The organism is Pseudoalteromonas sp. GCY, assembly GCF_016695175.1.
In the GTDB taxonomy this organism is placed as follows: domain Bacteria; phylum Pseudomonadota; class Gammaproteobacteria; order Enterobacterales; family Alteromonadaceae; genus Pseudoalteromonas.
Genome location: NZ_CP068023.1, coordinates 2,754,139 through 2,780,154, shown reverse-complemented (window position 1 = coordinate 2,780,154; position 26,016 = coordinate 2,754,139). Strand labels below are relative to the sequence as shown.

Sequence of the window (26,016 nt, the reverse complement as noted above, 5' to 3'; positions counted from 1 at the left end):
TTGGCACAATGATTGCTTTTCTTGGACAAATCAAGGAGAGCAATCATGATCACTTACCAAACCCACTCCGCAATTCGTACTACTGAGTCCGTTTCAGAGCTGCAAAGCCTTGCCCAAACTAAACGAGCTAATACCGCTGCGCAGGAGCAAGACTATGTCGCGGCTGCTAACATCGCAGCCCAATCATCCCCTGTACTCGATAATAAAGTCGACGAGCCATATAAATATGAAGTGGTGGAGCGTAATCAGTCATTTCTAGAAAAAATGAGAGAAGCGGTAATGTTTAGCCGCTTAGGGGCAAATAAAGAGAAAATTGACGAATTAAAAGAGAAAATGGCAGAACTTGAAAAGCTTGCGGCTGAGGGAAAAATTTCACCTGAAGAATTAGAAGATCGGATGGCTGCCTTACAAGAAGCGATGAGAGAAGCGGTAACTCAGGAAGAAAACAAAGCGAACAAGGACACGTTAATGAGTTAGTGAGGCTTAAAATAATAAAAGCCTCAACTGAGGCTTTTATTATAGCTATAAACTAACAGCGTTTAGCTGTGATATTTTTCACACGCTTCTAGCGTATTTTCGATTAAGCTTGCGACGGTCATTGGGCCCACACCACCTGGCACTGGGGTAATAAAGCTCGCGTTTTGTTCTGCGAGATCGTATTGCACGTCACCTACCAGTTTGCCAGATTCTAAGCGATTAATACCTACATCAATAACAATCGCGCCTTCTTTAACCCAGTCGCCTGGAATAAACTCAGGTTTACCGACCGCCACAACCAGTAGATCGGCACGACGCACATGGGTTTCGAGGTCTTGCGTAAATTTATGGCAAACGGTTGTAGTACAACCAGCAAGTAGCAGCTCTAGTGACATAGGGCGACCAACGATGTTTGAAGCACCAACCACAACAGCATGCATGCCTTTATAACGAACACCGGTAGAGTCGAGTAGGGTGATGATCCCTTTTGGCGTACAAGGTCTCAGTGCAGGCATTCTTTGGGCAAGACGGCCTACGTTATATGGATGAAAGCCGTCGACGTCTTTGTGAGGATCAATACGCTCTAACACTTTTTCTGCGTCTAGGCCTTCAGGTAGCGGCAATTGCACTAAGATCCCATCAACTTCAGGATCTGCATTGAGCTCATCAACAAGCGCAAGTAATTGTTCTTCGCTTGTGTCACCTGGTAAGTCGAAAGATTTAGAAACAAATCCGACTTCTTCACAGGCTTTACGCTTTGAACCAACATAAACTTGGCTCGCAGGATCCTGGCCTACTAATACCACTGCCAAGCCAGGCGCTCTTAGACCTTGCGCTAGTCTGTCTTGAACTCGTTGTGCAACAGTAGAACGAACTTGTTTCGCGATAGCTTTGCCATCAATGATGTTTGCCGTCATGATTGACCTATATTAAGGGTTAAAAAACTTGAACGATGATAGAGCCTTTAAATTCTTCTATACAAGCACTTTCATGTATTGATGAAATGATTACTTAATAAAGATGATAAATGGGGTCGCTCTATTTATATGTCCCTTTAGTTACTACAAAGGAGGACATTTGCCCGCTATTTTCTCAAAAAACAGTCAGTCCGCCAAGTTTGCATTGCGTAAAAGCAAAGGTTTTCATGATCTGTTTTACAAGAACCGTTCAAAAATTGTTTAAGTCAGCTGTTTTATCAACAATTTGTGGTAAAATTAGGCAGTTGAAACAAAAACTAAAAAAAATATTTGACCTACTTCGGGCAAATCACTATTATGCACCCCGTTGCCAACGAGGACTCACCGATAAAAAGGTTCTTAGTTCTCCAAGGTCACAGTCGGCGATTAGCGCAGCTTGGTAGCGCACTTGGTTTGGGTCCAAGGGGTCGCAGGTTCAAATCCTGCATCGCCGACCACTTTTAAAATAAGAAAGTAGCATGAAGATGTTTACGAGTTTGCGCCCTTAGCTCAGCTGGATAGAGCAACGCCCTTCTAAGGCGTCGGTCGAAGGTTCGAATCCTTCAGGGTGCGCCATCTTATTTTAATCCACATGTAGTGGCGGCTGTAGCTCAGTTGGTAGAGCCCTGGATTGTGATTCCGGTTGTCGTGGGTTCAAGTCCCATCAGTCGCCCCATCTACATGCCAAAATTAGTCGGCGATTAGCGCAGCTTGGTAGCGCACTTGGTTTGGGTCCAAGGGGTCGCAGGTTCAAATCCTGCATCGCCGACCACTTCTACAAAATATATATGTTCGGCGATTAGCGCAGCTTGGTAGCGCACTTGGTTTGGGTCCAAGGGGTCGCAGGTTCAAATCCTGCATCGCCGACCACTTTCTCTCTAGTATCTCAGTCATTTATTTCAAATTTACTAACTTTTAATCAATTAGCACCAATATGCCTAATTATTTAACCTGATTGCTCGACTCCGTCGTTGAATAGGTTATAATGCCGCGTCTATTAATTAACGTAGTGCCCGTAGGGCAGGCAACAAGCGTCACATGCAACGGAGAGTTTGGCAATTTAGCCGAAGGCCCATAAAAAGCATGATGGTTGTCTTGTTAGTAAGGAAGGCGCTTTGTCGCCCAAAAATGAAGATTGAGGTAAATCATGCAAGTTTCTGTTGAGACGACTCAAGGCCTTGAGCGCCGTCTGACCATCACCGTTCCTGCAGAGAACGTTGAGACTGAAGTTAAAAAACGCCTACAACAACTGTCAAGAACACAGCGTATCGATGGCTTCCGCCCTGGTAAGGTTCCAGTGTCAATCATCACTAAGCGTTACGGCGCAGCTGTACGTCAAGAAGTTGCTGGCGATCTGATGCAGCGTAACTATATCGAAGCAATCATTGCTGAGAAAATCAACCCTGCAGGCGCACCATCTTTTGCTCCTAAGTCACTAGAAGCTGGTAAAGATCTAGAATTCGATGCAACTTTTGAAGTATACCCAGAAGTTGAACTTAAAGATCTAGACAAAATCGCGGTTGAGAAGCCTGCAGTTTCTGTCACTGATGAAGACCTAGCGAACATGCTTGAAACGCTTCGTAAGCAACACGCTTCTTGGACTGAGAGTGATGCTGCAGCTGGCGAAAAAGACCGTGTAACGGTTGATTTCGTTGGTACAATCGACGGTGAAGAGTTCGAAGGCGGTAAAGCTGAAGACTTCCCTCTAGAGCTTGGTCAAGGTCGTATGATCCCAGGTTTCGAAGATGGTATCGTTGGTAAAAAAGCAGGTGAAGAAGTTGTTTCTGACGTAACTTTCCCTGAAGAATACCACGCTGAAAACCTAAAAGGTAAAGCGGCTCAATTCACAATCACCGTGAAGAAAGTTGAAGTTCAAGAGCTTCCTGAACTAACTGACGAGTTCGCAACTAAGTTTGGTGTTGCTGAAGGCGGCGTTGACGCACTTAAAGAAGAAGTTAAGAAGAACATGGAGCGTGAGCTAAACCAAGCGGTTAAAGCGAACGTGAAAGATCAAGCGATCAAAGGTCTTCTAGAAACTAACGAAGTTGAAGTGCCAAAAGCACTAATCGATCAAGAAATTGATGCACTTCGTCAACAAGCGGCACAACGTTTTGGCGGCAACGCACAAAACATGCCTGAGCTTCCTGCTGAGCTATTCCACGAGCAAGCAGTAACTCGTGTGAAAACTGGCCTACTACTAGGTGAAGTGATCAAAGCAAATGACATCAAAGTTGATGAAGGCAAAGTTGCTGAATTAATCGACACAGTTGCTTCTGCATACGAAGATCCAAGTGAAGTAGTGGCATACTACAAAGCAAACGATCAACTAATGCAGCAAATGCGCAACGTTGCGATGGAAGAGCTAGCAGTTGAAGCTGTACTTGCTGCTGCATCTGTTTCTGATGTTGAAAAGTCATTCGACGACATCATGAATCCACAGGCTGCTCAATAAGTCTTTGAAGAAATCATTGACTTACAGCTAAGCTGAAGTTTAAATGGCTCGAGTTACTCTAATAGAGAATTCGGGCCATTTTTGTTTTTAAGCCTTGATATTGAAGCATTAAGTACTTATATCTTGAGGCATGGCTTATTTTATTAGCTATACTTATTTTACGAGTCAGGTTTCGTTGAGTATTACTGATACAGTTATATCTACTCGTTTCAATTCGCTCAAAAAAGTATTAGCCTAAACACCGATCACAGAATGTTTTTATGGACCGCGCTAAGTCCAATAAAGTTGCTGCGAATAGGCAATAGATTCTGTGCTAATAAGGAATAAAAAAACATGAATGATGGTATGATCGATCCAATCAATGCGTTAGTACCTATGGTCGTGGAGCAAACGGCTAAAGGCGAGCGTTCTTATGATATTTACTCACGACTTTTAAAAGACCGTATTATTTTCTTAACTGGTCAAGTCGAAGACCATATGGCCAATCTAATTGTGGCGCAGATGCTGTTCTTGGAATCAGAAAGCCCTGACAAAGATATATTCTTGTATATCAACTCGCCAGGTGGTTCTGTGACTGCTGGAATGTCAATCTACGACACGATGAATTTTATCAAGCCTGACGTTAGTACAGTTTGTGTTGGTCAAGCTGCGAGTATGGGGGCATTTTTGCTATCTGGCGGTGCTAAAGGTAAACGTTATTGCTTACCTAATTCTCGTGTGATGATCCACCAACCTTTAGGTGGTTTCCAAGGTCAGGCTTCTGATTTTGAAATTCATGCCCGCGAAATCTTGGCGATTAAAGAGAAGTTGAATCGCTTAATGGCAGATCACACCGGTCAGCCTTATGAAGTGGTAGCGCGTGATACTGACCGTGATAACTTTATGACTGCAGATCAAGCGTTAGAATATGGCTTGATTGATGCAGTTCACTCTCGTCGAGAGCTTAAGTGATTATGAATTAGTCGATGAGTTGAATTCATCGGCTTCTACTGTGCCAAAGCCAAATTTCTTTGGTATAGTTAAAAGAAATACGATGTTATCTAGAGATAACAGCAATTGAATGAGGTAGCTGAATGTCAGACACTCCAACAGACGGCGATAAGAATAGCAAGCTACTCTACTGCTCATTTTGCGGTAAGAGCCAGCATGAAGTTCGTAAGTTAATTGCCGGTCCATCTGTCTATATATGTGACGAGTGCGTTGAACTTTGTAACGACATCATTAGGGAAGAAATCAAAGATATTGCGCCTAAGCATGACGCGTCTGATAAATTACCTGTGCCAAAAGAGATCAGAAATCACTTAGATGATTATGTGATAGGTCAAGACCACGCTAAAAAAGTCTTGTCTGTTGCGGTTTACAATCATTATAAGCGCCTGCGTAACCAAGGCGGCAAAGGTGATGTAGAACTTGGCAAGAGTAATATTCTACTAATTGGTCCAACGGGTAGTGGTAAAACCCTTCTTGCAGAAACGCTTGCACGTTTACTTGACGTTCCATTCACAATGGCAGATGCAACGACATTAACCGAAGCTGGTTATGTGGGTGAAGATGTTGAAAACATCATTCAAAAGCTTCTGCAAAAATGTGATTACGACGTTGAGAAAGCACAGCGTGGTATCGTTTACATCGATGAAATCGACAAAATTTCAAGAAAGTCTGACAATCCATCAATCACCCGTGATGTGTCAGGTGAAGGTGTACAACAAGCACTACTAAAACTGATTGAAGGCACGGTTGCATCTGTTCCGCCACAAGGTGGTAGAAAGCACCCGCAACAAGAATTTTTACAAGTAGATACTTCTAAGATCTTGTTTATCTGTGGTGGTGCGTTTGCAGGCCTAGATAAAGTCATTGAGCAGCGCAGTACAAAAAATACTGGAATTGGGTTTGGTGCTGAAGTTAAATCTAAAGACTCTGAGCGCTCATTAAGCGAAACGTTTAAAGACGTAGAGCCTGAAGATTTAGTTAAGTACGGCTTAATACCTGAATTTATTGGTCGTTTGCCTGTAGTTGCGACTTTGACCGAACTGGACGAAGAAGCACTAATTGAAATCCTAAATGAGCCGAAGAATGCACTCACTAAGCAATACGCGGCGCTATTTAAGATGGAAGGTGTTGACCTTGAATTCCGTGAAGATGCGCTACGAGCGATTGCTCATAAAGCGATGGAGCGTAAAACGGGTGCCCGTGGTTTGCGTTCGATTGTCGAAGGTGTGCTGCTTGATACTATGTATGAACTTCCTTCACTAGAAGAAGTGAGTAAAGTCGTCATTGATGAAACGGTGATCAAAGGCGAATCAGACCCTATTATGATTTACGAAAATAACGGTAAAGAAAAAGCGGCGTCTGAATAGCTCAGTATGAGGTTGAAAAAAGGAGCCTAGTGCTCCTTTTTATTTCTTAGTCCACATCAGATAGAAACCAATATAGTCAAATTGCTATAACAATAAAGGGCAATAGTGAGACAAGTTTTTAGGGGGAATTTTTTATACATTCCACCACGATAAATTGAGTGTCAAAACTAGGCTTTTTATCCGTTAAATTGATCTCTACTTGATGCGGATTACTATAAACTATTGAACTTTATCTGCGTTATCCCCATATAGCTCAGTATTCCCAAAATTAATTGAAGTGCGAAGAGAACATAATGACGCTTGAAAGAACGGATCGAGTAGAAATTCCTGTGCTAGCGCTACGCGATGTAGTGGTGTATCCGCATATGGTGATCCCGCTGTTTGTAGGCCGAGAAAAATCAATAAAATGCCTAGAAGCCGCGATGGACAATGACAAGCAAATCTTTTTAGTTGCGCAAAAAGACGCCTCAGTTGATGACCCAAGCACTGATGATGTCTATCAGACTGGTACCATTGCAACGGTACTACAGTTACTCAAGCTACCTGATGGCACAGTGAAAGTGCTGGTTGAAGGTACTCAACGCGCAAAAATAGATGAGTTTCTAATTACAGACGAATATTTCTTTGCGCAAGCTCAGTACATTCCATCTCAGGATGTGGATGAGCAAGAGCAAGACATATTAGTTCGCAGTGCAATTAGCCAGTTCGAAGGCTATGTGAAGCTAAATAAAAAGATCCCACCAGAGGTACTAACTTCAGTATCGGGTATTGATGAAGCTGCACGCTTAGCGGATACAATGGCTGCTCATATGCCAATTAAAGTACCTGAAAAACAAAAGGTGCTAGAAATTAACGATGTGACCAAGCGCCTCGAGTATTTGATGGCGTTGATGGAAGGCGAGATCGATTTACTTCAAGTAGAGAAAAAGATCCGCTCACGCGTTAAAAAACAAATGGAGAAATCCCAACGTGAGTACTATCTGAATGAGCAAATGAAAGCCATTCAGAAAGAGCTAGGTGAGCTGGATGATGTACCTGATGAATTTGAAGCCCTGAAAAAGCGTATTAGCGAAGTGAATATGCCGCAAGAAGCGGAAGAAAAAGCGCTTTCAGAGCTTAACAAACTTAAAATGATGTCACCTATGTCTGCGGAAGCGACGGTTGTACGCTCGTACATTGAGACGATGATCAATGTACCTTGGAAAAAGCGCTCAAAGGTGAAAAAAGACCTAGCTGGTGCACAAAAGATACTTGATGCGGATCATTATGGTCTTGAGAAAGTGAAAGACCGCATCATCGAATATCTAGCGGTACAGCAGCGCACCAATAAGCTTAAAGGTCCTATCTTATGCTTAGTCGGCCCTCCAGGCGTTGGTAAAACCAGTTTAGGTCAATCTATCGCGCGTTCGACTGGCCGTAAGTACGTACGTATGGCGCTCGGTGGCGTGCGCGACGAAGCTGAAATTCGCGGGCACAGACGAACTTATATTGGCTCAATGCCGGGTAAACTGATCCAAAGCATGTCGAAGGTTGGCGTAAAGAACCCACTTTTCTTGTTGGATGAAATCGATAAGATGTCATCGGATATGCGCGGCGACCCTGCATCGGCTCTACTAGAAGTGTTAGACCCAGAGCAAAATAGCAACTTTGCAGACCACTATTTAGAAGTGGACTACGATCTGTCTGATGTTATGTTTGTTGCGACTTCTAATAGCTTTAACATTCCAGGTCCATTATTAGACCGTATGGAAGTGATTCGTCTTTCTGGTTACACCGAGGACGAAAAGCTGAATATTGCCAAGCAGCATTTAATTCCAAAGCAAGTGAAACGCAATGGATTAAAAGAGTCTGAAATCAATATTGAAGATAGCGCGATCATTGGCATTATCCGCTACTACACGCGTGAAGCGGGTGTACGTAATCTAGAGCGCGAAGTATCTAAGTTGTGCCGAAAAGCAGTTAAGAACATCTTGCTAGATAAAAATGTTAAGCAAGTTGTGATTAACCAAGAAAATCTTGAAGACTTCTTAGGTGTACAACGTCACGATTACGGCAAGGCGGAAGACGGCGATAGAGTTGGTCAAGTTACCGGTCTTGCATGGACGGAAGTAGGGGGTGACTTACTCACTATTGAATGTGCGGCAGTACCAGGTAAAGGCAAACTTGCTTACACCGGGTCGCTGGGCGATGTGATGCAAGAGTCAATTCAAGCAGCAATGACGGTTGTGCGCAACCGTGCTGACAAACTACGCATTAATGACGATTTCTACGAGAAACGTGATATTCATGTTCACGTTCCAGAAGGTGCAACACCGAAAGACGGTCCTAGTGCCGGTATTGCGATGGTAACGGGCTTAGTGTCAAGCCTCACTGGCAATCCAGTGCGTGCAGATGTCGCGATGACAGGTGAAATTACCTTGCGTGGTGAAGTTCTGCCCATCGGTGGTCTGAAAGAGAAATTATTAGCAGCACACCGTGGTGGAATTAAGCGAGTTTTAATACCGAAAAAGAACGAGCGTGACTTAAAAGAAATTCCTGAGAATGTTCTTGAAGGGCTTGATATTCATGCCGTGTCATGGATTGATGAGGTATTATCACTGGCATTAGCGCACCCAATAGACAGTTTTAGTGTGGAATCGCAAAAAAACTAAGAAAAAAGCCAAAAAATTGAGTGAAAAGGCTTTTCAAATCTAAAAGGTGTGTTAAGTTAGGCACTGTATTCAAGCCTACTGGTTCGGAAGCCCCGTAATCACTAGGCTTGAGAAAGATTTCGAGAATTAGAGAGTCGCTGTGATGTCTCTAAATGAATAGCAAAAGTTACCAGTAAGAAGTAACTTTTGACAATAACTATGGAAGAGGATGATATTGTGAATAAATCTCAATTAATCGATCAAATCGCAGCTGATGCTGACATTTCTAAAGCGGCTGCTGGTCGTGCGCTAGATTCATTCATTGAGTCTGTAACGGGTGCACTAAAAGACGGTGACTCTGTTGCACTTGTAGGTTTTGGTACTTTCTCAGTGCGCGAGCGTGCTGCACGCTCTGGTCGCAACCCACAAACTGGTGAGACTATTCAAATCGCAGCAGCTAACATCCCATCTTTCAAAGCGGGTAAAGCGCTTAAAGACGCAGTAAACTAATTCAATTTGAATTAGGCGGTGCAGAGTCATCGCGAACTGCTTCAAGATAAAAGGCGTATCTGCTAAGATACGCTTTTTTTATACCATCACTAATCTGATTGGTGTAATGCTTAACCCAAATCTAGCAAACACAAAGTGCTTAGGTGCTTTGACTTAGATAAGAGAAACAATAAATGCTTGAAAAGATCAGAGAAGGCTCGCAAGGCCCGGCGGCTAAAATCGTATTAGGTTTAGTCATCTTATCTTTTGCGTTAGCAGGGATCGGTGGTTACCTAGGTCAAACCACAGAGCAGCCTGTCGCAGAAGTGAACGGAGTAAAGATTTCACAAACTAAGTTTTCTCGTGCTTACTCAAATGAACGTGCACGACTAGAGCAACAGTTTGGCGAATACTTTGCACAGATTGCAGCCGATCCTAATTATATGGCGCAAATTCGCCAAGGTGTTGTTGACCAATTAGTACAACAAGAATTACAAACCCAACTAGCTAAAGAGCTTGGTCTTCGTGTGAGCGATGAGCAGGTTAAAAAAGCGATTGTTGAAATGCCATATTTTCAAATTGGTGGAGAATTCAGTAACGACCGTTACTTACAAGTTATCCGTCAAATGAACTTCCAGCCAGATAGCTTCCGTGAATATCTTCGTGACGAGATGACTCGTGCGCAGTTAATCTCTGCAGTTGCTGGCACTGATTTTGTACTGAAAAACGAACTTCAGCAATCTATTGCGCTACAGCAACAAACTCGTGCTATCGACTATGCGGTATTAAACAAAGAGTTGGTGAAAGATGAAGTGTCAGTGTCAGATGAAGAAGTTCAGAACTATTACGACTTGAATCAAACTCAGTTCCAAGCTCCAGAATTGGTGGCGGTTAACTATATCGAGCTAAAAGCTGAAGATTTGGAGCCTGCAGAACCAGTGACTGAGGAAGCGTTAAAAACGTATTACGAAGAGCAAAAAAACCAATATCTTGAACCTGAAAGACGCCGCGTGTCACACATTCTTGTCGATGCAAGTGAAGATGCTGAAGCCGCTAAACAAAAAGCAGATGAAATTCTGGCTGAATTGAATAACGGTGCTGATTTTGCCGTTGTTGCAGAAGAAAAATCTGACGACGTGGTGAGCGCTGAGCTTGGCGGTGATCTAGATTGGATTGAAAGAGACATGATGGATCCGGCGTTTGAAGATGCAGCATTTGCTCTTGCCGCGGTAGGTGATGTATCTGAAGTGGTTGAATCTGAGTTTGGTTTCCATATTATCAAGCTAACAGACATTCAGCGCCAACAGGCACAATCTTTTGAAGACGTAAAAGACGACCTTCGTGCAGAGCTTGAAAAAGCAGCTAAGATCGATGCGTTCTATCAAAAGCAAACCCGTGTAGCTGAACTTGCTTTTGAAATGGCTGACTCGCTACAAGACGCTGCTGAAGCCGCTGGCGTTGAGATAAAATCAACTGAGCTGGTAAGTCGTAACGCGCTTCCTGAGCCACTGAATTCACCTGCGATAAGTAATACTATCTTCACGCCAGAGCTGCTAGAAGACCGCGTAAACTCAGAAGTGTTAGAAGTTGCACCAGAGCATATCGTGGTGGTTCGTGTTGCTGAGCATAAAGCGGCAGCGACTAAGCCACTTGAGGAAGTCAGCGCGCAGATCAAAACGCAGTTGAGCAATGAAAAAGCGTCGACATTAATTGCAGAGAAAGCACAGTCACTATTTGAGCAACTACAAGGTGGTTCTACTTTAGCTGAGATTGCCAAAGCACAGAGTATCGAAGTGAAGAGTGTGTCTGAGCTTAAGCGTCGTAGCTACGACGTACCACCAGCTATTGCAGCTGAAGCATTTAAATTGCCTCAGCCGGGTGTGGCAGAAACAGAATCTGCACTTGTAGAGCTTGGTAATGGCGACTCGGCATTTGTGGTGCTGAAGTCAGTCACCACGCCTGAAGTTGATGGCAAGGTTGATGCGCAGCAGAAGCAGTCAATCACCGCTTCTTACGCAAACAAAAACTATCTTGAGCTACTAGCAGCACTTGAAGCTAAGTCTGAAGTAAAAAGACCACAGCTTCAGGTCACAGAGCAGCAATAATTGCTCTTAGCTAAAAGAAAGGCGCCAATATGGCGCCTTTTTTGTGTTTTTGGCCTCTCATTACGGTACTCGTTTGTTAAATACAATTTATTAAAAGGAGTATGGATTGTTAGCTTTCTAAGTGGTTAATTTAAAATAATAAATTCTTTATTGTTCCTATTCTTTATTGTTCCTATATTGACAAATATTGTTCCCCTATTTAGTATGTTCGATTTTCGGAACGAAGTGTATTAAATAGGAACTTTATGAAATATAGATATAGCGCATGGATTGTAGCCTTATTGCTATCAGTATCGGGATGTAACAGTGACAGTAAGACTGTTATAGAGTTACCTGTAGAGGGAGGTCAAGGAGATAACACTTCAACTGATAATAATGGAACTAATACTGATAACTCCTCGGATACTGATAATTCAGATAAAGATAATACCAATACCGACGATTCAGATAATGCTAATTCTAATAATCCTGTAAAAGAAACAAAAGAAGAGGTAATTAAGCGTATTCTGAGCGCACAAGGAGCAGAAAACACTACCTCTCTTGCTTTAAAAGACTTTGAAATTGCTGAATTTGGATGTGTAACCGCGGCAAATCTATCTGTAATTCAGGGATATTTTAATACGACACAAGATGAATTACAGTTGACGGCTCTCAAACATCGATTATGCAAAGTTGTTGAGCTTTTTGAATTAGATAGTAAATCTTTACTCACACCGAACAGACTGAAGGAAGTTGGGCTTCGGGGCTTATTTTTTGAAGATGGTAAACTGGATCAATGGGCATATGACGAGCTGATTTTAACGATACCAGAGAGCCACTTTGAGTATGCCGCGCTCCAGGGGGCAATTGAGGACTTCCATCATAATCAAAGCTCTGTTTGGCCTAAACAGATTAATATTTCTTTTGACGATGGTGGCGCATTAAACTCTATCCATGATCACCTTGATCTATTTGATAAATATAACGCAACATTTACCTATTATGTTAGCCATTACTCCACTATTGATCATTCAAAAGTGGCTGATATAGAAAACCGAGGTCACGAAATCGGTCATCATGGAGTAATACATCGTCATGCGAAGGTTTACTCCGAAGAAAATGGTGTTCAGAAGTGGATAGCAGACGATATCACACCACAGCTTGACGCGATGAGAAGAGATGGTTTGACGGTAACATCTTATGCGTACCCATTCGGGGCTTATACGAAAGAAACTGATCGTGAAATCAAGAAATATTTTACTCATGTACGTAAGTTTGCTTCTTGGTCTTCTGTTATTTATAGAGGTGAACGCAGTGATAGACCGATCACAACGGGATTATCTATGGACTCACATCGCTTTGATTTGGACAAGATCCAGAATGCGATTGATACCTTAAAAGGTGGTGAGACGCTATATTTAGCAACGCATGTCATTGGCAAAACTGGGAATGAGTGGTATATCACTCCAGAAAATCTTGAAAATGTATTGGCTTATGCAAGTGCGAAAGGTTTAAAGTTTTGTCATACCAGTGAGTGTATGAATTTTAAGGGTAACACGACTAATTAATCTGAACTGCGAATAATTAATGTCTTGCTAGCAGCCAGCTTTAGCAGGACGCGGAAGCGGTGTTACCTCTAAAACTCTCTTGCTAGACAAGGGGGCAAATTAAGGTGAACTTTAAAAACAATAAGTTAGCTCATTCCTTATCCAAACCTAAGGTTAACTAAAAGGGTGATTGAATAGGGCGGTCAATATTATAGCCGCCCTGATATTCAAAATAGGGTCAATACGGCCCTTGCTACGGCCTGCGAAGACTGATAATTCTGCCCGGTCACTATGCGGCTATCTACCTTGATAAAAGACGCATCCCGCTCTCCATACTCAAAATTCCCTCCAAGTTCTTCCACTTTAGGCTGAATTTGAAAAGGAAAATGTTTGAAATACGCTCTATCTGGATTTTCAAATGCAGTAGGGTAACCGGTGATTTGTTTTCCTTTGATGAGATACTCGCCATTTTTCAAGCGTAAATTGACGATACCAGCTGTACCGTGACATACGGCGGCAACAACACCTTGGTTTTGTTCATATATATGCATAGCTATACGTTGTAGAGTAGGGTTTTCTGCTACTTCATACATGGCATTGCTGCCGCCAACATAATAGATTGCAGCATATTGGCTAGGGTCGACTCCAGCTGGGTGCATTGTGTTGCTGAGCGCATACATATAGTCAGGTTGGTAAAGGTACTTTTTATGTTCGCCGTTTGAAGTATTTATATAGCTCAGGTTTAACGCGCCACCTTGTGTGCTGACGAAATCAACAATTAGTCCTGCTTGAGTAAATACGTCATAGGCACTGAGTAGCTCTTCGAAGCTCGTGCCAGCTGGCAGCTGACTATCGCCATGAAAGGCTTTGCTTGATGCGACAATGAGCACTCGGCGACCTAAGTTCGTTACTTGCTCGGAAGTTAGAGTGGTTTGCTGCGCAGATTTACTGATGATTTTCCACGTGCCAGCTATTTTCTTTAGGAGTAGGTGATCGATGTACTGCACGTTTGACTTCAATATATCAATACGGATTTTGGCCTGTGCAAGGTGGTCATTCACGCTGATATTTAGAATTTTGGCGCGCCTGCCAGTGTCTTTTTTCGAGCCTTTATACCAACTCAAATACTCTTTCAGCGGGACTTGCCACATCGCTTGGTCTGACTTTTCTAAAATAAGCACCGCATCGGGATGAAACGCTTTTCTTATCACTTCAGGCTGGTTATTCGCAGTGCCACTAATGTAGTGGTTTAATGTAGCGGTAATATTTGCGGTTTCATCCTCAAAAGCGACAGCGTTGCCGATTTGAATAAATAGTAAAAATAACAATGGTACTAATTTTGATAGGGTCATAAGCTTCTCCTGTAATGACTCAGAAGAAACATAAACTTATTTAATTAAAGCAGTCACCTAGAGTATATTTTAGGAGTCTGAGAGTATGTTCTCGGAGTGCTTAAAGTTATTTGGAGAGTACCCTGTGAGCTTCTTAAATGCGGCAAAAAATGTGGATGCAGAATTAAAACCACACTCCAGTGCAAGGTGTTCCAGTGGCATGTTGGTGCTCGAAAGCAAATGTTTCGCATATTCAACTCTCAAGCCATTGAGATATTGTTTAAAGTTACAATGATAGTGACGATTCACTATTTGCGATAGTTTGTTGTGGCTTGTGCCTAATCGTTTGGCTAATCGGGGTAGCGTTAAATCCGGCTCAGTAAAAAGTTTGTTCTCTGACATTAGCGACTCAAGTTTGGCGATGAGCTGATTGTATTCATCGTCGCTTATATGCGTATTGGCATATTTCTTTTCATTAGCAGTTGGTTTTCGTAGTAATTTGGGTACGAAAAGGATACTTAAATAGAGCACAAAGCTGAACGTGAGTGCTCCTGTGATGTAAGAAGTGAATGACGAAAAGAAATAAGCAGTCCAAATAAGCCAGCAACCGCAGATCACAACTATAGATAGATGAAACTCAGCGTTGTTATTGGCGCTTTTGGCTGTAGCTAGACGATAAAAAGTATAAGAACTTATCAGTAAGTAACCTAGCCAAAAATAGGATGTGCCTTTGTAACCCCACGTTTGCCAAATTTCAGGGTTAAGCTGATAGGGCATAAGTATACCAAATCCAATAATAAAACCGCTTAATGCCAAAAAATGCATTGTTAGATAACGATTTCTGGTTTTACTGTAGCTTGCAAGTACAAAATTGAGCAGGCAGGGACCAAGCAAAAAGTACGCACTCAGACCTATTTGCAGAATCGTTTTATCCAGCTCTGGGTTAAAGTAAAAAAGGACTGATTTACCAATTCGAATACAGAGTAAAATGAGGAGCACCGATACCCAGCGCAGTGCCTTTGCCTCCTGAAATTTTATTAGCAGTAGGGCGCTGAGAATAAAGCCATTAAACACCCCGATAAGTGAGAAGAAAAATAACAGATGGGCGCTAAAATCCATTACTCATTCCCCACGAAATTAAGCTGACAGCAGCTTCTGCATGGTTTTAGATTTTGGAGTATTGAACACACACTCCGTTTCTCCATATTCGACGACTTTGCCGCGATTTAATACCAAAATCTCATCACTCATATGGCGAACCAAACTCAAATGATGTGTGATAAGCACGTACGCAAGTCCTGTTGCTGCTTGTAGCTCTAGCAGCAGATTCACGGTTTGTGCGCGTACGGATGGGTCTAATGATGACAGCGCTTCATCCAATACCAGTACTTTAGGGTCCAAAATAAGGGCTCTCGCTAAGGCAACCCGCTGTAACTGCCCGCCACTAAACATATGAGGATAATAGTCTATGTGCTCGCCAAGTAGCCCGACGCGACTGAGTGTGATGCGGATTTTCTTATAACGCTGCTCTTCGGTAAGTTCAGTATTGTATTGCAGACAATCATCAAGCATATCTCCAATGGTGAGACCCGGGTTGAGCGAGCGAGTTGGGTCTTGAAAGATAAGGCGAATAGTACGGCAGTCATGATTGCGAATACCAGCGTCTTCTACAATTTGGCCATTTAGTAATATTTGTCCAGAGTCTGCCATGTCGGCACCGGCAAGTACTTTGGCGAGCGTACTTTTACCAGAGCCGGTCTCGCCTATGATTGCGAGGGTTTGTCCGGGAGCAAGCGCAAACGACACATCTCTGAGTACCTGCAACGAACGGCGTCTGAACAGTCCTTGACGAGAAGTGTAGGACTTGTTTAAAGACTGTACTTTTAAGACGGGTTGCATTTTTGCTTCACCTTAATTAACGGAAAGTGGCAAGCGTAACTATGACCATGCGAGCGACTTTGCCTTGGCGTGACGACACATTCTTTTTGCGCTTGAGGGCATCTTGGCCCCAAGCGGCATCCTATGGGTAAATGCTGTAATGGGGGAATAGTGCCTTTCAAGGCATAAAATGCTTCTTTATGGCCGAGTCCTTGCCCAAAGTCAGGCAAACTCTTAACCAGCGCTTGGGTGTAGGGATGTAATGGCTGTTTAAAAATAGCCTGAGTAGGGCCTGCTTCAACCATCTGTCCGCAATAGAGCACATGCATTGCATGAGACCAGTCGGAGATCTCTTCTAGCTCATGCGAAATCATTAATATCGACATGTTTTTAAGCTGGTTTAATGCCTTGAGCAATCGAAATACTTGCGCGCGGGCGGTACTCTCAAGTGCGGTGGTTGGCTCATCGGCAATAAGTAGTTTAGGACTTCTGGCGATGGCCATCGCAATCATGATCTTTTGACACATTCCCTCTGAAAGTTCATGTGGGTAACTGCTACAGATCTTTTTATCGTCTCGGATCCCTGCTTTGTGCAATAGCGCTCGAACCTTTTCTTTTCGTGCTTTTCTACGACCAAAAAAGCCACCTTTTAAGACGCTATCGGGAATAGATTCCGCGACTTGGTCGAAAATAGTGGCGGTTGGGTCAAGGCTTCGACTTGGCTCTTGGTAAATCATCGCAATGTCTTGGCTGACGAGCTTTCTGCGCTTTTCTGAAGACAAGCGCATAAGGTCGACACCACGCCAATGCATGCGGTCTGCGGTTATTGTCCAGCGCTGATTGAGTACCCCCACAATGGCTTTGGCGATTAGACTTTTACCAGAGCCAGACTCACCGACAAGCGCATGTACTTCGCCTTCTTTAAGGCTAAGGTTGACCTTATCAACCGCGCGAATAACACCGTCTTCGGTACGTAGTTCAATGGTGAGGTTCTTAATGTCTAGTAATTGCATTAATCTGCCTTACGTTGTTTCAGCGCTTCACGCAGTCCATCACCAACCAAGTTGGTAGACAGTACTGCCAAAAAGAGCAATACACCTGGGAGGCCTACAGTCCAAGGCGCGAGATAAATTAAACTTAAGTTTTCTTGGAGGATAGCACCCCATTCGGTAGATGGAGGCTGCGCACCGAGCTTTAAGAAGCCAAGTGCCGCAATATCCAAAATAGCGGTCGACAGCGCCATGGTGAAGATAACCACGATATGTTCGTAAATGTTAGGCAGTATGCCACGGACGAGCAGTTTCCAGCGTGTTGCACCATCAAGCTTAAAGGCGATGATATAGTCTTTACTCAGCTCAGTGACCACTAAGTTTCTAATCGAGTGGATGTATTGTGGCAGTAACGCGAAGATAATCGCCCACACCGTATTCATCAAACCTGGCCCTAATATAGCAATGATGATAATGGCCAGCAGTAACGAGGGAATGGCGAGCGTAATATCCAATAAGTGATTAAGGAAGCTGGATTTTAAGCCTCGACTGGCGCCAGCAAGCGTACCAAGTACGACGCCGAGTGCCGTGGTAACCAAAGCCGCAATGATAGATAAACCAAAGGTGAAGGTTGCTCCGTTCATTAAGCGCGATAAGATGTCTCGCCCCAAATCATCTGTACCGAGTATAAAGCGCACATCGCCATCATCATGCCACGAAGGTGGCAGCAACAGGGCATCAGCATGCTGCTGGTTAACACCATAGGGCGCGATCAGCGGAGCTGTTAAAGCCAATACCGTTAGGGCAACAAACAGCCACAAACCCACTAGCGCAACGTGATTTGAGCGGAATTTACGCCATAACCTAAATAAAGGTGAGCGATTAGACTCTTCGGTAAATAGATTAAACTTTGCCATGAGCCTGATTCCTTGCGAGCGGGTCGAGTATCGAGTGAATAAAATCAGACAACATGTTGGCAATGATAACAAAGAAAGACACCGCGAGCAGTCCCCCTTGGATAGCTGGGTAATCACGTTGATAGATGCTTTCAATTAACCATCGACCGATCCCAGGCCAAGAGAATATCACCTCAGTGATCATCGCAAGTGTGATGAGTGTGCTAAATTGGAGACCAATTTGCTTTATCACTGGTAGCAGCGCATTTCTCAGCGCGTGATGGATGATCAGCTGGCTGCGATTAAGGCCTTTTGCTCTAGCTGTTTTAATATAGTTCTGGTCGAGGACTTCGAGCATAGAATCGCGAGTAAAGCGGATCAAAACTGTCGTTGGATACATAGCCAGCACAACGGTTGGCAGCGCTAAATGGTGAAGTGCATCCCAAAATGCGGCACCACCATAGGGAAAACCTTCAAGATAAATATCAATCAGAATAAAGTGAGTAACGGGCTGTATTTCATAAAGTAAGCCAATTCTACCGGACATGGGGAAAAGCCCAAGGCCCAGACAAAATGCCATAATGAGCAGCAGCGCTAACCAAAAAACCGGAATGGAAAATCCCATTAAGCTTAATGAGTTAATGAGCTTATCTGGCCACTTTTTATGATAAGCGCTGGCTATCACTCCACTTGGTACACCAATAATGACCGCAACCGTCAAAGCATATAAACATAGCTCTAGTGTTGCTGGAAATAGGTGTTTTACGTGAGAAAGGACAGGTTGGCCCGACGACAAAGATAAACCCCAGTCACCTTCAAACATACGAGCCATAAACGCACCATATTGCACAAAGATATTTTCTTCAATACGGTATTTTTCAACTAGTGCCTGCGTTTGGGCATAACTTGAGTTGACTTCACCACTGAAGTTAGTGATCAACTCACCAGGAAACAGGTAATTGAGGGCGAACGTAAAAATCGTTAAGGTAAACAACATAAAGCAAAGCAAGCTCAGTCGTCGATAAGCATATTTTGCAAACATGTTAGTCTCTCCTTGCCTCAGCGAGCGAAATACCACCGAATGGACGTAGTGAGACGCCCTTGATATCAGAGCTAGTTGCTTGGAACCGTAGCCCGTGAGCAATTGGAACGAGAGGCAGTTGCTCAATGACCATTTTTTGTGCTTGCTGATAATAGTATTTTCTTTCTTCCATATCGTTGGTGTCTAATGCTTGAGTGAGCAATAAATCAAACTCCGGATTACACCAGTTGGAAGGGTTTTTGCCGCTAAATGTTGCAGTACAGCTTAATAATGGGCTGAAGAAATTATCTGGATCAGGTGTATCTGCTGCCCAGCCTAATAACACGCTATCGTGCTCATGGCGGCCAACGCGTTCAATAAAGGTATTCCATTCGTACTCGACGATTCTGGCATTGACGCCAATATCTCGTAAATCACGTTGAATAAGCTCTGCCATTTTCCGCGCGTTGGGATTGTAAATTCGCGACACCGGCATGGCCCATAAGGTCATGGAGAAACCGCCCTCAAGACCTGCTTGTTTCAAATATTCTTTGGCTTTTTCAGGGTCATATGTTGGCATTTTTTGCTGTGCTTCAAATGCCCATGAAGAAGGAGGAAGCATCGAGCGGGCTAAAATCCCATTGTTGTAAAATACCGCTTGCATGATTTTTTCAAAATCTATGCTGTGCGCCAGCGCTTTGCGGACCAGCGTATTATCAAATGGTGGCTTTTCGGTGTTGAATGCCCAGTAACCTATATTCAGATTTGCGGCCTTTTCAACTTCGATGTCTTTTCTTTGCTCAAGGACAGTGAGCTGAGTCGCACTGGGGTGCGCCGTAATATCACATTCTTTAGTTAGCATTTTCGCGATGCGGCTAGTACCATTGGTGGTGATATCGTAGACCAATTGTTCCATGTATACCGGGTGTTTCCAGTAATGCTCATGGCGATAATATCGGATCAGGTTATCACGTAAAAATTCACGGTACTTATACGGACCTGTGCCGACGGGCTTTTGATCAAAATCTTGCTTATGTTCAAGCTCTATAAGCTGATCGGCATATTCTTTAGAAAGAATGACGGCGAAGTCTGTTCCGATATTGGATAAAAAGCTACTTTCCGCGTTGAACAGATCAAAGCGAACGGTATGTTCATCCACTTTTTTTACTTGGCGGATCAGTTGGTCGAGTCCAATACTTTGAAAATAAGGATAATTTGCATCACCAACAAAGTGGTACGGATTGTAAACATCAAATAAACGGTTAAATGAGAATACCACATCATCGGCATTCATTTTTCTTGTTGGGGTGAAGTAGAGGGTATCGTGAAATTGGACATCATCCCTCAGGGTAAAAGTGAAAGATTTACCGTCTTCGCTGACCTGCCAAGACGTTGCCAACTCTGGTAAGAATTCGCCGCTTTCAGGATCAATACTGATCAAGGTGTCATAAAGCTGATTGGCAATAATATCAATCGTAGACCCTGTTGTGGTCACTTGTGGATTAAATGACACAGGGTTCGCCTCTGCACAGTATACTAAGCCTTGTGACTTATCATTCACTTTGTTTGGTGCCTGATCCGTACAGCCAAATAAAGCGGTACACAGCACACCAAAAAACAATTTACGCACCACTATGCCTCTTGTTTTTGGTTTTGGTCCAGTAGGTTGTATTTTTTCAAATAACCTCTCAGTTGATGATACGTCAAACCCAGGTTTTGTGCAGTTTTCTTTTGATTAAATTGACTAAATTCAAGCGCTTTTTGCAGCATTGTGATTTCGTAGTCGTTGGAAAGCGATTTCAAATCACAAGGGAAGTCGAATTCGAGGGCTGGATCTGCCTGCTGTTCATTACTCGGTTGCGCCGTAGGCAAAGGCTCAACTTTATGAGTGGCTGAAGTTGTTGGCTGGACGCTTGACGCTTTGATCCGTTGGCTCGGCCTAAATGGGCTAGCAAAGGGGTCAAACACAATATCATGAACCGGAATTTGGTCATTGCCATGACGATATAAACTACGTTCAACCACATTTTTGAGCTCACGGATATTACCGGGCCACGGGTAATCAAGCAGCTTTTCGATGGCTTTACGGGTAAAGCCGCTAAATAACTCCCATCCTAAATCCCGAGCCATATTTATCGCAAAATGTTCGGCCAATAATAAGATGTCTTCTTTTCTTGCTCTTAGTGGCGGTAAGGTGATGACGTCAAATGCGAGGCGGTCTAATAAGTCGTGTCTGAACTCTCCAGCATCGGCAAGAGAGGGGAGATCTTCATTGGTAGCGCATACCAGTCGAGTATCTACTTTTACGGTTTGCTTACCGCCAACTCGCTCGAACTCACCGTATTCAATTACACGCAAGAGCTTTTCTTGCACCATTGCAGAGGTATTAGCTAACTCATCCAAAAACAGTGTGCCACTGTTAGCGCGTTCAAATCGACCTTCATGGCGCTTGCTTGCACCAGTAAAGGCACCGCTCTCGTGACCAAATAATTCACTCTCTAAGAGGTTTTCGTTTAGGGCTGCGCAGTTCAGTTTGACGTATTCCTGATCCCACCGCTCTGAGAGATAATGCAAACGCGCCGCAATTAACTCTTTACCTGTGCCGCGCTCGCCAATAATAAGCACTGGCTTTTCTAAAGGAGCGAGCTGTGAAACCTTGTCTAGCACAGCTAAAAAGCTGTCAGATTGGCCTAATAAATTATCCTGTTGGCGAAAACGACTCATATTGCCTAACTCTTAGTGGTTTTTACTAATAACTAGTGTATTTCAAAAAAAGTGATAACTAAAGGACTTTTAAAAATAAAATAACCTTATGATTTTATTGTTTTTTTAAATTTGTTAAAGTTGGCAAGCTATTTGATACATAGAAGTAAGCAATTTAGCTATTAACCAAAGAGGTAACCACTATGGGAATTTTTTCTCGTTTTGCAGACATAGTGAATTCTAATATCAATGCTATTTTGGATAAAGCCGAAGATCCAGAAAAAATGGTTCGCCTAATTATCCAAGAAATGGAAGATACACTAGTCGAAGTAAGATCGACCTCAGCAAAAACACTCGCTGAGAAAAAGGAGTTAACGCGCCGTTTAGATCAGCTAAAAGCACAGGCAGATGATTGGCAAACTAAAGCAGAGCTTGCACTAAGTAAAGAACGTGAAGATTTAGCGCGTGCTGCTTTACTTGAAAAGCAAAAGTCTGCGGAAGATGTTGCAGCCCTTGAAAAAGAGCTAGAGCATGTAGACACGCACATTGAAAAGCTGCAGCAAGAAGTCAGTACATTACAAGATAAACTGGCCGACGCAAAAGCGCGCCAAAAAGCGATTGTACTACGTCAGCGCTCAGCAGAATCTCGTTTAGAGGTGAAAAAGGCACTGGACAGCAGTAAAGTAGATGATGCCCTAAATCGCTTTGAACGTTATGAGAGCAAAATCGACGGCCTAGAGTCACAAATCGAGTCTTACGATTTAGGTAAGAAATCTTTAGCGGATGAGATTGCTGATCTGCAAAAGAACGAAAAGATTGATGACGAGCTTGAACAGCTGAAAAAGAAAATGGCTGAAAAGTGAAAATAATCGCACCTACTGTCAGGGTAGGTGCTAACCAACTACAATAATAACAGCCAGGTTGAAGGCAGGAGAAGATTATGTTTGACGCAGAAGTTTTGATGGCTCCGTTGATTATTTTTATGGTCATCGTGGCACCACTTTGGTTAATTTTGCACTACCGTAGCAAAAAGCAGGTAAGCCAAGGGTTAAGTGAACACGAGCATCGTCAGCTTATCGAATTAGCCAGCAAGGCAGAAAAAATGGCAGACCGTGTTGAAACATTAGAAGCTTTACTTGATCAAGAGTCACCACAATGGAGACGCAAGTTATGAGTAGACTAAAGCGAGAGCTATATCGTGACCCAAGTCGCGGCAAGGTAGCCGGAGTATGCGCAGGTCTTAGCGATTACTTCAACATGGAGTTATGGCTTGTTAGGATTTTATTCATCACAGCCGTGCTATTATCTGGTGGTCCATTATTTATCGTCGTGTATGTGGCATGCTGGTTTATTTTAGATAAACGTGAAGTGACACCAAACCGTTCGCCTGATGCGAAAGATGAAGATAAAGTATCGGTGAAGTTTAAGGTGTGGCAAAAAGGCGAGCCGCCAAGACAGGCACTTTACGACCTAAAGGACAGATTATCACGACTTGATGGTCGCATTCAGAACATGGAACGCTACGTAACTTCCCCTGAATTTACGGTTAGCAGAGAAATAGACAAGCTATAAGGCGGTATTGGCCGCCTTGGCATTTTCTTGAGGGGCACTTTTCTACTTATGACTACGTCACGTTTTCGAACCCCATCTTCCTTAGATAAGTTAAAACAACAAGCCAAAAAAACGCTCCACCGCTCTTTTGATAAGCATATAAAGCTTGCCGTAACCGGATTTAGTGGCAGCGGAAAAACCGCATTTATCACGGCCCTTATCAAGCATCTGACTACCCAAACGAGCACCGACAACTTACCGTTTTTAGATGTCGTGAGTGAAGGCCGTCTTGTTGCGTGTCGCCCTGAGCCACAGAAGGCGCTGGCGGTGCCAACTTTTGACTATCAGCAAGCAATAACTTGTTTGTTAGAAGAGCCGCCCAAATGGCCTGCGTCAACCAAACGTATCAACACCTTAACACTGGCGTTTAGGTATCATAGTGAACGCGGACTCAAACAGCACTTAGCGCAAACCCATACATTATATCTTGAACTATATGATTACCCAGGTGAATGGTTAATGGACTTGCCGCTGCTTAAAATGACTTTTCCCGAGTGGTGTGAGCAGCAATTTGCATTATTAAATAAGCCTAAATATCAGCCATTTGCACAAACGTTTTTACAGCGACTCGAGCAGTTTGATGGGACGGAAGCAGTGGATGAAAGTAAGCTGAAAATACTTGCACAAAGTTATCATGCGCTTTTAGCGCAGTTGCAGCGGGACACACGTTTATCTAATTTGCAGCCTGGCCGAGCGTTGATCCCGGGTGACCTTGAGGGAGCGCCAATATTGCTGTTTTTCCCGGTACAAGTTCACCCAAACGACATTACCGAGCATTCACAATATCAACAGCTTGTGGAGCGTTTTGAAGCCTATAAAAAGCAAGTAATCGCGCCATTTTATAAAGATTACTTTTGCCAGTTTGACCGCCAAGTCGTGTTAGTTGATCTATTGGGTAGCTTAAGTGATGGCTATGACACATTGAAAGAGCAAGAAGTTGCGTTAAAGCAGATCCTCGCCATGTTTTCTCACGGTAAAAGTGGCTTTTTGTCTCGTTTATTTAACCCAAAAATAGATAAGGTGCTATTTGCCGCCAACAAATGTGATGGCGTCTTGAACGAGCAGCAGACCAATTTGACAAGGTTGTTAAATGAAATGTTGGTGGACAGTGCTAATGAGCTTCGCTTCAACGGGGTAACTGTGGATACGATGTCTCTTTCTTCGGTGAGAAGTGTTGAGTCGAAAGTGGTGAAAGAGGGGACGCAACATGTGCAATGTATCTACGGCAAGCCGGTCGGCGAGCAGCAGTTTATCAATTATGTACCACCAACCCCGCCTGATCACGTTCCAAAAGCGCAGGCTTGGCCCCAAAATGGGTTTGAGTTTTTAGCGTTTGAACCGCTACCTGCGAGGCAAGGAAACTTATCGCATATCAGGCTTGATCATGCTTTGCAGTTCTTAATTGGAGATAAATTAAGATGACAGATCAGACAAAATCTTACCAAGGTTCGGGTAGGCGCTTAAACATCGACACTGAAAGCCAAGATGAGTCTCGCCATTTGGGTGGTGAAGGCAAAGTTCTCAGCAATGAGCTGGTTGTGAGTGAGAGCCTTGATACTGTGCCTGAACCCGAGTTACCGAAAATTGAACGTATTTACGAATCGCCTTGGCGATTTGGGTTTAAACAGTGCTTTTTGCTCGCGCTATTAGTACTTATTATTGTGGAAGCAGCACTGACCTTGATAGAGAGCTATGAGCAAAATATTCTGCTATTTAGTCTATACACCACCGTGTTGTCTCTTGGTTTACTTGCGCTATTTAAATTCTTATTTTCGGAAGTCATCGCACTTAGCAAGCTTAAACAACATCAGCAAATTAAGCATGATGCCCAGCGCTTATTACAAAGTGACCAAATCGGCGAGGCGCGAGCTTGGCTTGCGCCATTATTAAAAGCGCATCCAGAGCAAAAGGTTGCCGCATTTGAAGAGGCATTACAGCCTCACCACACAGACAAAGAAGTCATCACTTTATATGAAAAAACCTTGCTCCGTGGCCAAGATGCCGAAGCTAAAAAGCTAATTCAAGAGCATGCGACAACATCGGCGCTCTTAGTTGCTTTAAGTCCACTTGCACTTGTGGATATGCTGGCGGTGCTTTGGCGCGGAGTCGTGCTGGTGGAAAAGATCAGCAAACATTATGGTATTCGATTAGCGTATCGCAGCCGCATCACCTTGTACAAAATGTTGTTGAAGCAAATGGTGTTTGTTGGCGCAAGTGAACTGGTAAGCGACCTTGCTGCGACCAGTGTGGGGGCTGAATTACTAGGTAAGCTTTCTACCCGTTCGGCACAGGGCCTAAGTGCTGGGATATTCACAGCCCGCTTGGGTTATAAGGCGATGGAACTTTGTCGACCATTACCACGTTTGGAGCACAAACAAAATCTTTTAAAAAGTGCGATTAGCTCTGTTGTTGATGTGTTACTAAGGCGTAGCAAAAAAGATTAAACGGCAACAATTTTATACACCTTTTCAAGTAAAACAGGCTAGTCACAACAAGTGAACTAGCCGTCTCCCCATCTGGCATGCTTGTCTATTTTTCTAAACTGCCCTACATATTGGTTATTACACAAAAACGACGCTAATCAATTCACTACCA

At 43.4% G+C, this 26,016-nt stretch carries 22 protein-coding genes and 5 tRNA genes; 18 read left to right on the top strand and 9 right to left on the bottom strand.

Annotated elements, in window-relative coordinates; translation table 11 throughout:
* Positions 1 to 45: 45 nt before the first annotated feature.
* Positions 46 to 477 (top strand): hypothetical protein, encoded by a 432-nt coding sequence (locus JJQ94_RS17750; protein ID WP_099029326.1) that lies wholly within the window; start codon positions 46 to 48, stop codon positions 475 to 477.
* Between the two features lie 62 nt (positions 478 to 539).
* On the opposite strand, the gene folD is transcribed toward JJQ94_RS17750, so the two are convergent.
* Positions 540 to 1,394: a bifunctional methylenetetrahydrofolate dehydrogenase/methenyltetrahydrofolate cyclohydrolase FolD gene (gene folD, locus JJQ94_RS17745; protein WP_099029325.1), complete on the bottom strand. Its 855-nt coding sequence runs from the start codon at positions 1,392 to 1,394 to the stop codon at positions 540 to 542.
* 420 nt (positions 1,395 to 1,814) lie between these two features.
* Between folD and JJQ94_RS17740 the strand changes: the two genes are divergently transcribed.
* The 12 genes from JJQ94_RS17740 to JJQ94_RS17685 all read left to right on the top strand — a co-directional run bounded on the left by JJQ94_RS17740 (position 1,815) and on the right by JJQ94_RS17685 (position 13,013).
* Positions 1,815 to 1,891, top strand: a tRNA-Pro gene (locus JJQ94_RS17740).
* Positions 1,892 to 1,932: 41 nt separating this feature from the next.
* Positions 1,933 to 2,009 (top strand) — tRNA-Arg (locus JJQ94_RS17735).
* Positions 2,010 to 2,033: 24 nt separating this feature from the next.
* Positions 2,034 to 2,109: transfer RNA gene (locus JJQ94_RS17730), tRNA-His, on the top strand.
* A gap of 19 nt (positions 2,110 to 2,128) precedes the next feature.
* Positions 2,129 to 2,205 (top strand) — tRNA-Pro (locus JJQ94_RS17725).
* A 21-nt stretch (positions 2,206 to 2,226) separates the two neighbouring features.
* Positions 2,227 to 2,303, top strand: a tRNA-Pro gene (locus JJQ94_RS17720).
* A 277-nt stretch (positions 2,304 to 2,580) separates the two neighbouring features.
* Positions 2,581 to 3,885: a trigger factor gene (tig, locus tag JJQ94_RS17715; RefSeq protein ID WP_017216126.1), complete on the top strand. Its 1,305-nt coding sequence runs from the start codon at positions 2,581 to 2,583 to the stop codon at positions 3,883 to 3,885.
* 333 nt (positions 3,886 to 4,218) lie between these two features.
* Positions 4,219 to 4,836 (top strand): ATP-dependent Clp endopeptidase proteolytic subunit ClpP, encoded by a 618-nt coding sequence (gene clpP / locus JJQ94_RS17710; RefSeq protein WP_095727423.1) that lies wholly within the window; start codon positions 4,219 to 4,221, stop codon positions 4,834 to 4,836.
* A gap of 122 nt (positions 4,837 to 4,958) precedes the next feature.
* Complete coding sequence (clpX, locus tag JJQ94_RS17705; RefSeq protein ID WP_010606725.1) at positions 4,959 to 6,242, top strand: ATP-dependent protease ATP-binding subunit ClpX; 1,284 nt, start codon at positions 4,959 to 4,961, stop codon at positions 6,240 to 6,242.
* A 293-nt stretch (positions 6,243 to 6,535) separates the two neighbouring features.
* Entirely contained in the window at positions 6,536 to 8,893 is a 2,358-nt protein-coding gene (gene lon / locus JJQ94_RS17700; protein WP_099029324.1) for an endopeptidase La, read from the top strand.
* A gap of 216 nt (positions 8,894 to 9,109) precedes the next feature.
* Positions 9,110 to 9,382: a nucleoid-associated protein HU-beta gene (gene hupB / locus JJQ94_RS17695; protein ID WP_010371157.1), complete on the top strand. Its 273-nt coding sequence runs from the start codon at positions 9,110 to 9,112 to the stop codon at positions 9,380 to 9,382.
* Positions 9,383 to 9,555: 173 nt separating this feature from the next.
* Entirely contained in the window at positions 9,556 to 11,466 is a 1,911-nt protein-coding gene (locus JJQ94_RS17690; protein WP_099029323.1) for a SurA N-terminal domain-containing protein, read from the top strand.
* A 245-nt stretch (positions 11,467 to 11,711) separates the two neighbouring features.
* A complete protein-coding gene (locus JJQ94_RS17685) occupies positions 11,712 to 13,013 on the top strand; it encodes a polysaccharide deacetylase family protein (protein WP_099029322.1) in 1,302 nt (433 codons plus the stop codon).
* Positions 13,014 to 13,219: 206 nt separating this feature from the next.
* Here the strand turns inward: JJQ94_RS17685 and JJQ94_RS17680 are convergent, their stop codons facing one another.
* The 8 genes from JJQ94_RS17680 to pspF form a co-directional block, all read right to left on the bottom strand.
* Positions 13,220 to 14,344 (bottom strand): nuclear transport factor 2 family protein, encoded by a 1,125-nt coding sequence (locus tag JJQ94_RS17680; RefSeq protein ID WP_099029321.1) that lies wholly within the window; start codon positions 14,342 to 14,344, stop codon positions 13,220 to 13,222.
* 69 nt (positions 14,345 to 14,413) lie between these two features.
* Positions 14,414 to 15,442 carry a helix-turn-helix domain-containing protein gene (locus tag JJQ94_RS17675; RefSeq protein ID WP_099029320.1) on the bottom strand — a complete coding sequence of 343 codons (1,029 nt, stop codon included), beginning with the start codon at positions 15,440 to 15,442 and terminating at the stop codon, positions 14,414 to 14,416.
* 18 nt (positions 15,443 to 15,460) lie between these two features.
* The gene (locus JJQ94_RS17670; protein ID WP_039497076.1) at positions 15,461 to 16,222 is read right to left on the bottom strand and encodes an ATP-binding cassette domain-containing protein; all 762 of its coding nucleotides are present in this window, start codon (positions 16,220 to 16,222) and stop codon (positions 15,461 to 15,463) included.
* On the bottom strand, positions 16,207 to 17,214 hold the full coding sequence (locus JJQ94_RS17665) for a peptide ABC transporter ATP-binding protein (protein ID WP_099029319.1): 1,008 nt from the start codon (positions 17,212 to 17,214) through the stop codon (positions 16,207 to 16,209). The genes JJQ94_RS17670 and JJQ94_RS17665 overlap by 16 nt, the downstream gene beginning before the upstream one ends.
* A complete protein-coding gene (locus tag JJQ94_RS17660) occupies positions 17,214 to 18,107 on the bottom strand; it encodes an ABC transporter permease subunit (protein WP_039497078.1) in 894 nt (297 codons plus the stop codon). Before JJQ94_RS17660 ends, JJQ94_RS17665 begins: the two co-directional genes overlap by 1 nt.
* On the bottom strand, positions 18,094 to 19,128 hold the full coding sequence (locus JJQ94_RS17655; protein ID WP_099029318.1) for an ABC transporter permease: 1,035 nt from the start codon (positions 19,126 to 19,128) through the stop codon (positions 18,094 to 18,096). Before JJQ94_RS17655 ends, JJQ94_RS17660 begins: the two co-directional genes overlap by 14 nt.
* 1 nt (position 19,129) lies before the next feature.
* Positions 19,130 to 20,737 (bottom strand): ABC transporter substrate-binding protein, encoded by a 1,608-nt coding sequence (locus JJQ94_RS17650; RefSeq protein ID WP_442960327.1) that lies wholly within the window; start codon positions 20,735 to 20,737, stop codon positions 19,130 to 19,132.
* Between the two features lie 2 nt (positions 20,738 to 20,739).
* On the bottom strand, positions 20,740 to 21,831 hold the full coding sequence (gene pspF / locus JJQ94_RS17645) for a phage shock protein operon transcriptional activator (protein ID WP_099029316.1): 1,092 nt from the start codon (positions 21,829 to 21,831) through the stop codon (positions 20,740 to 20,742).
* A gap of 182 nt (positions 21,832 to 22,013) precedes the next feature.
* On the opposite strand from pspF, the gene pspA reads away from it, so the two are divergent.
* The 5 genes from pspA to JJQ94_RS17620 all read left to right on the top strand — a co-directional run bounded on the left by pspA (position 22,014) and on the right by JJQ94_RS17620 (position 25,865).
* Positions 22,014 to 22,673 carry a phage shock protein PspA gene (gene pspA, locus JJQ94_RS17640; RefSeq protein ID WP_099029315.1) on the top strand — a complete coding sequence of 220 codons (660 nt, stop codon included), beginning with the start codon at positions 22,014 to 22,016 and terminating at the stop codon, positions 22,671 to 22,673.
* Between the two features lie 77 nt (positions 22,674 to 22,750).
* Positions 22,751 to 22,984, top strand: coding sequence for an envelope stress response membrane protein PspB (gene pspB, locus JJQ94_RS17635; RefSeq protein WP_010371190.1), 234 nt, complete (start codon positions 22,751 to 22,753; stop codon positions 22,982 to 22,984).
* Positions 22,981 to 23,382 (top strand): envelope stress response membrane protein PspC, encoded by a 402-nt coding sequence (gene pspC / locus JJQ94_RS17630; RefSeq protein ID WP_010371193.1) that lies wholly within the window; start codon positions 22,981 to 22,983, stop codon positions 23,380 to 23,382. The genes pspB and pspC overlap by 4 nt, the downstream gene beginning before the upstream one ends.
* A 48-nt stretch (positions 23,383 to 23,430) precedes the next feature.
* On the top strand, positions 23,431 to 24,843 hold the full coding sequence (locus JJQ94_RS17625; protein ID WP_099029314.1) for a YcjX family protein: 1,413 nt from the start codon (positions 23,431 to 23,433) through the stop codon (positions 24,841 to 24,843).
* Positions 24,840 to 25,865: a TIGR01620 family protein gene (locus tag JJQ94_RS17620; RefSeq protein WP_099029313.1), complete on the top strand. Its 1,026-nt coding sequence runs from the start codon at positions 24,840 to 24,842 to the stop codon at positions 25,863 to 25,865. The genes JJQ94_RS17625 and JJQ94_RS17620 overlap by 4 nt, the downstream gene beginning before the upstream one ends.
* The last annotated feature ends 151 nt before the right edge of the window (positions 25,866 to 26,016 follow it).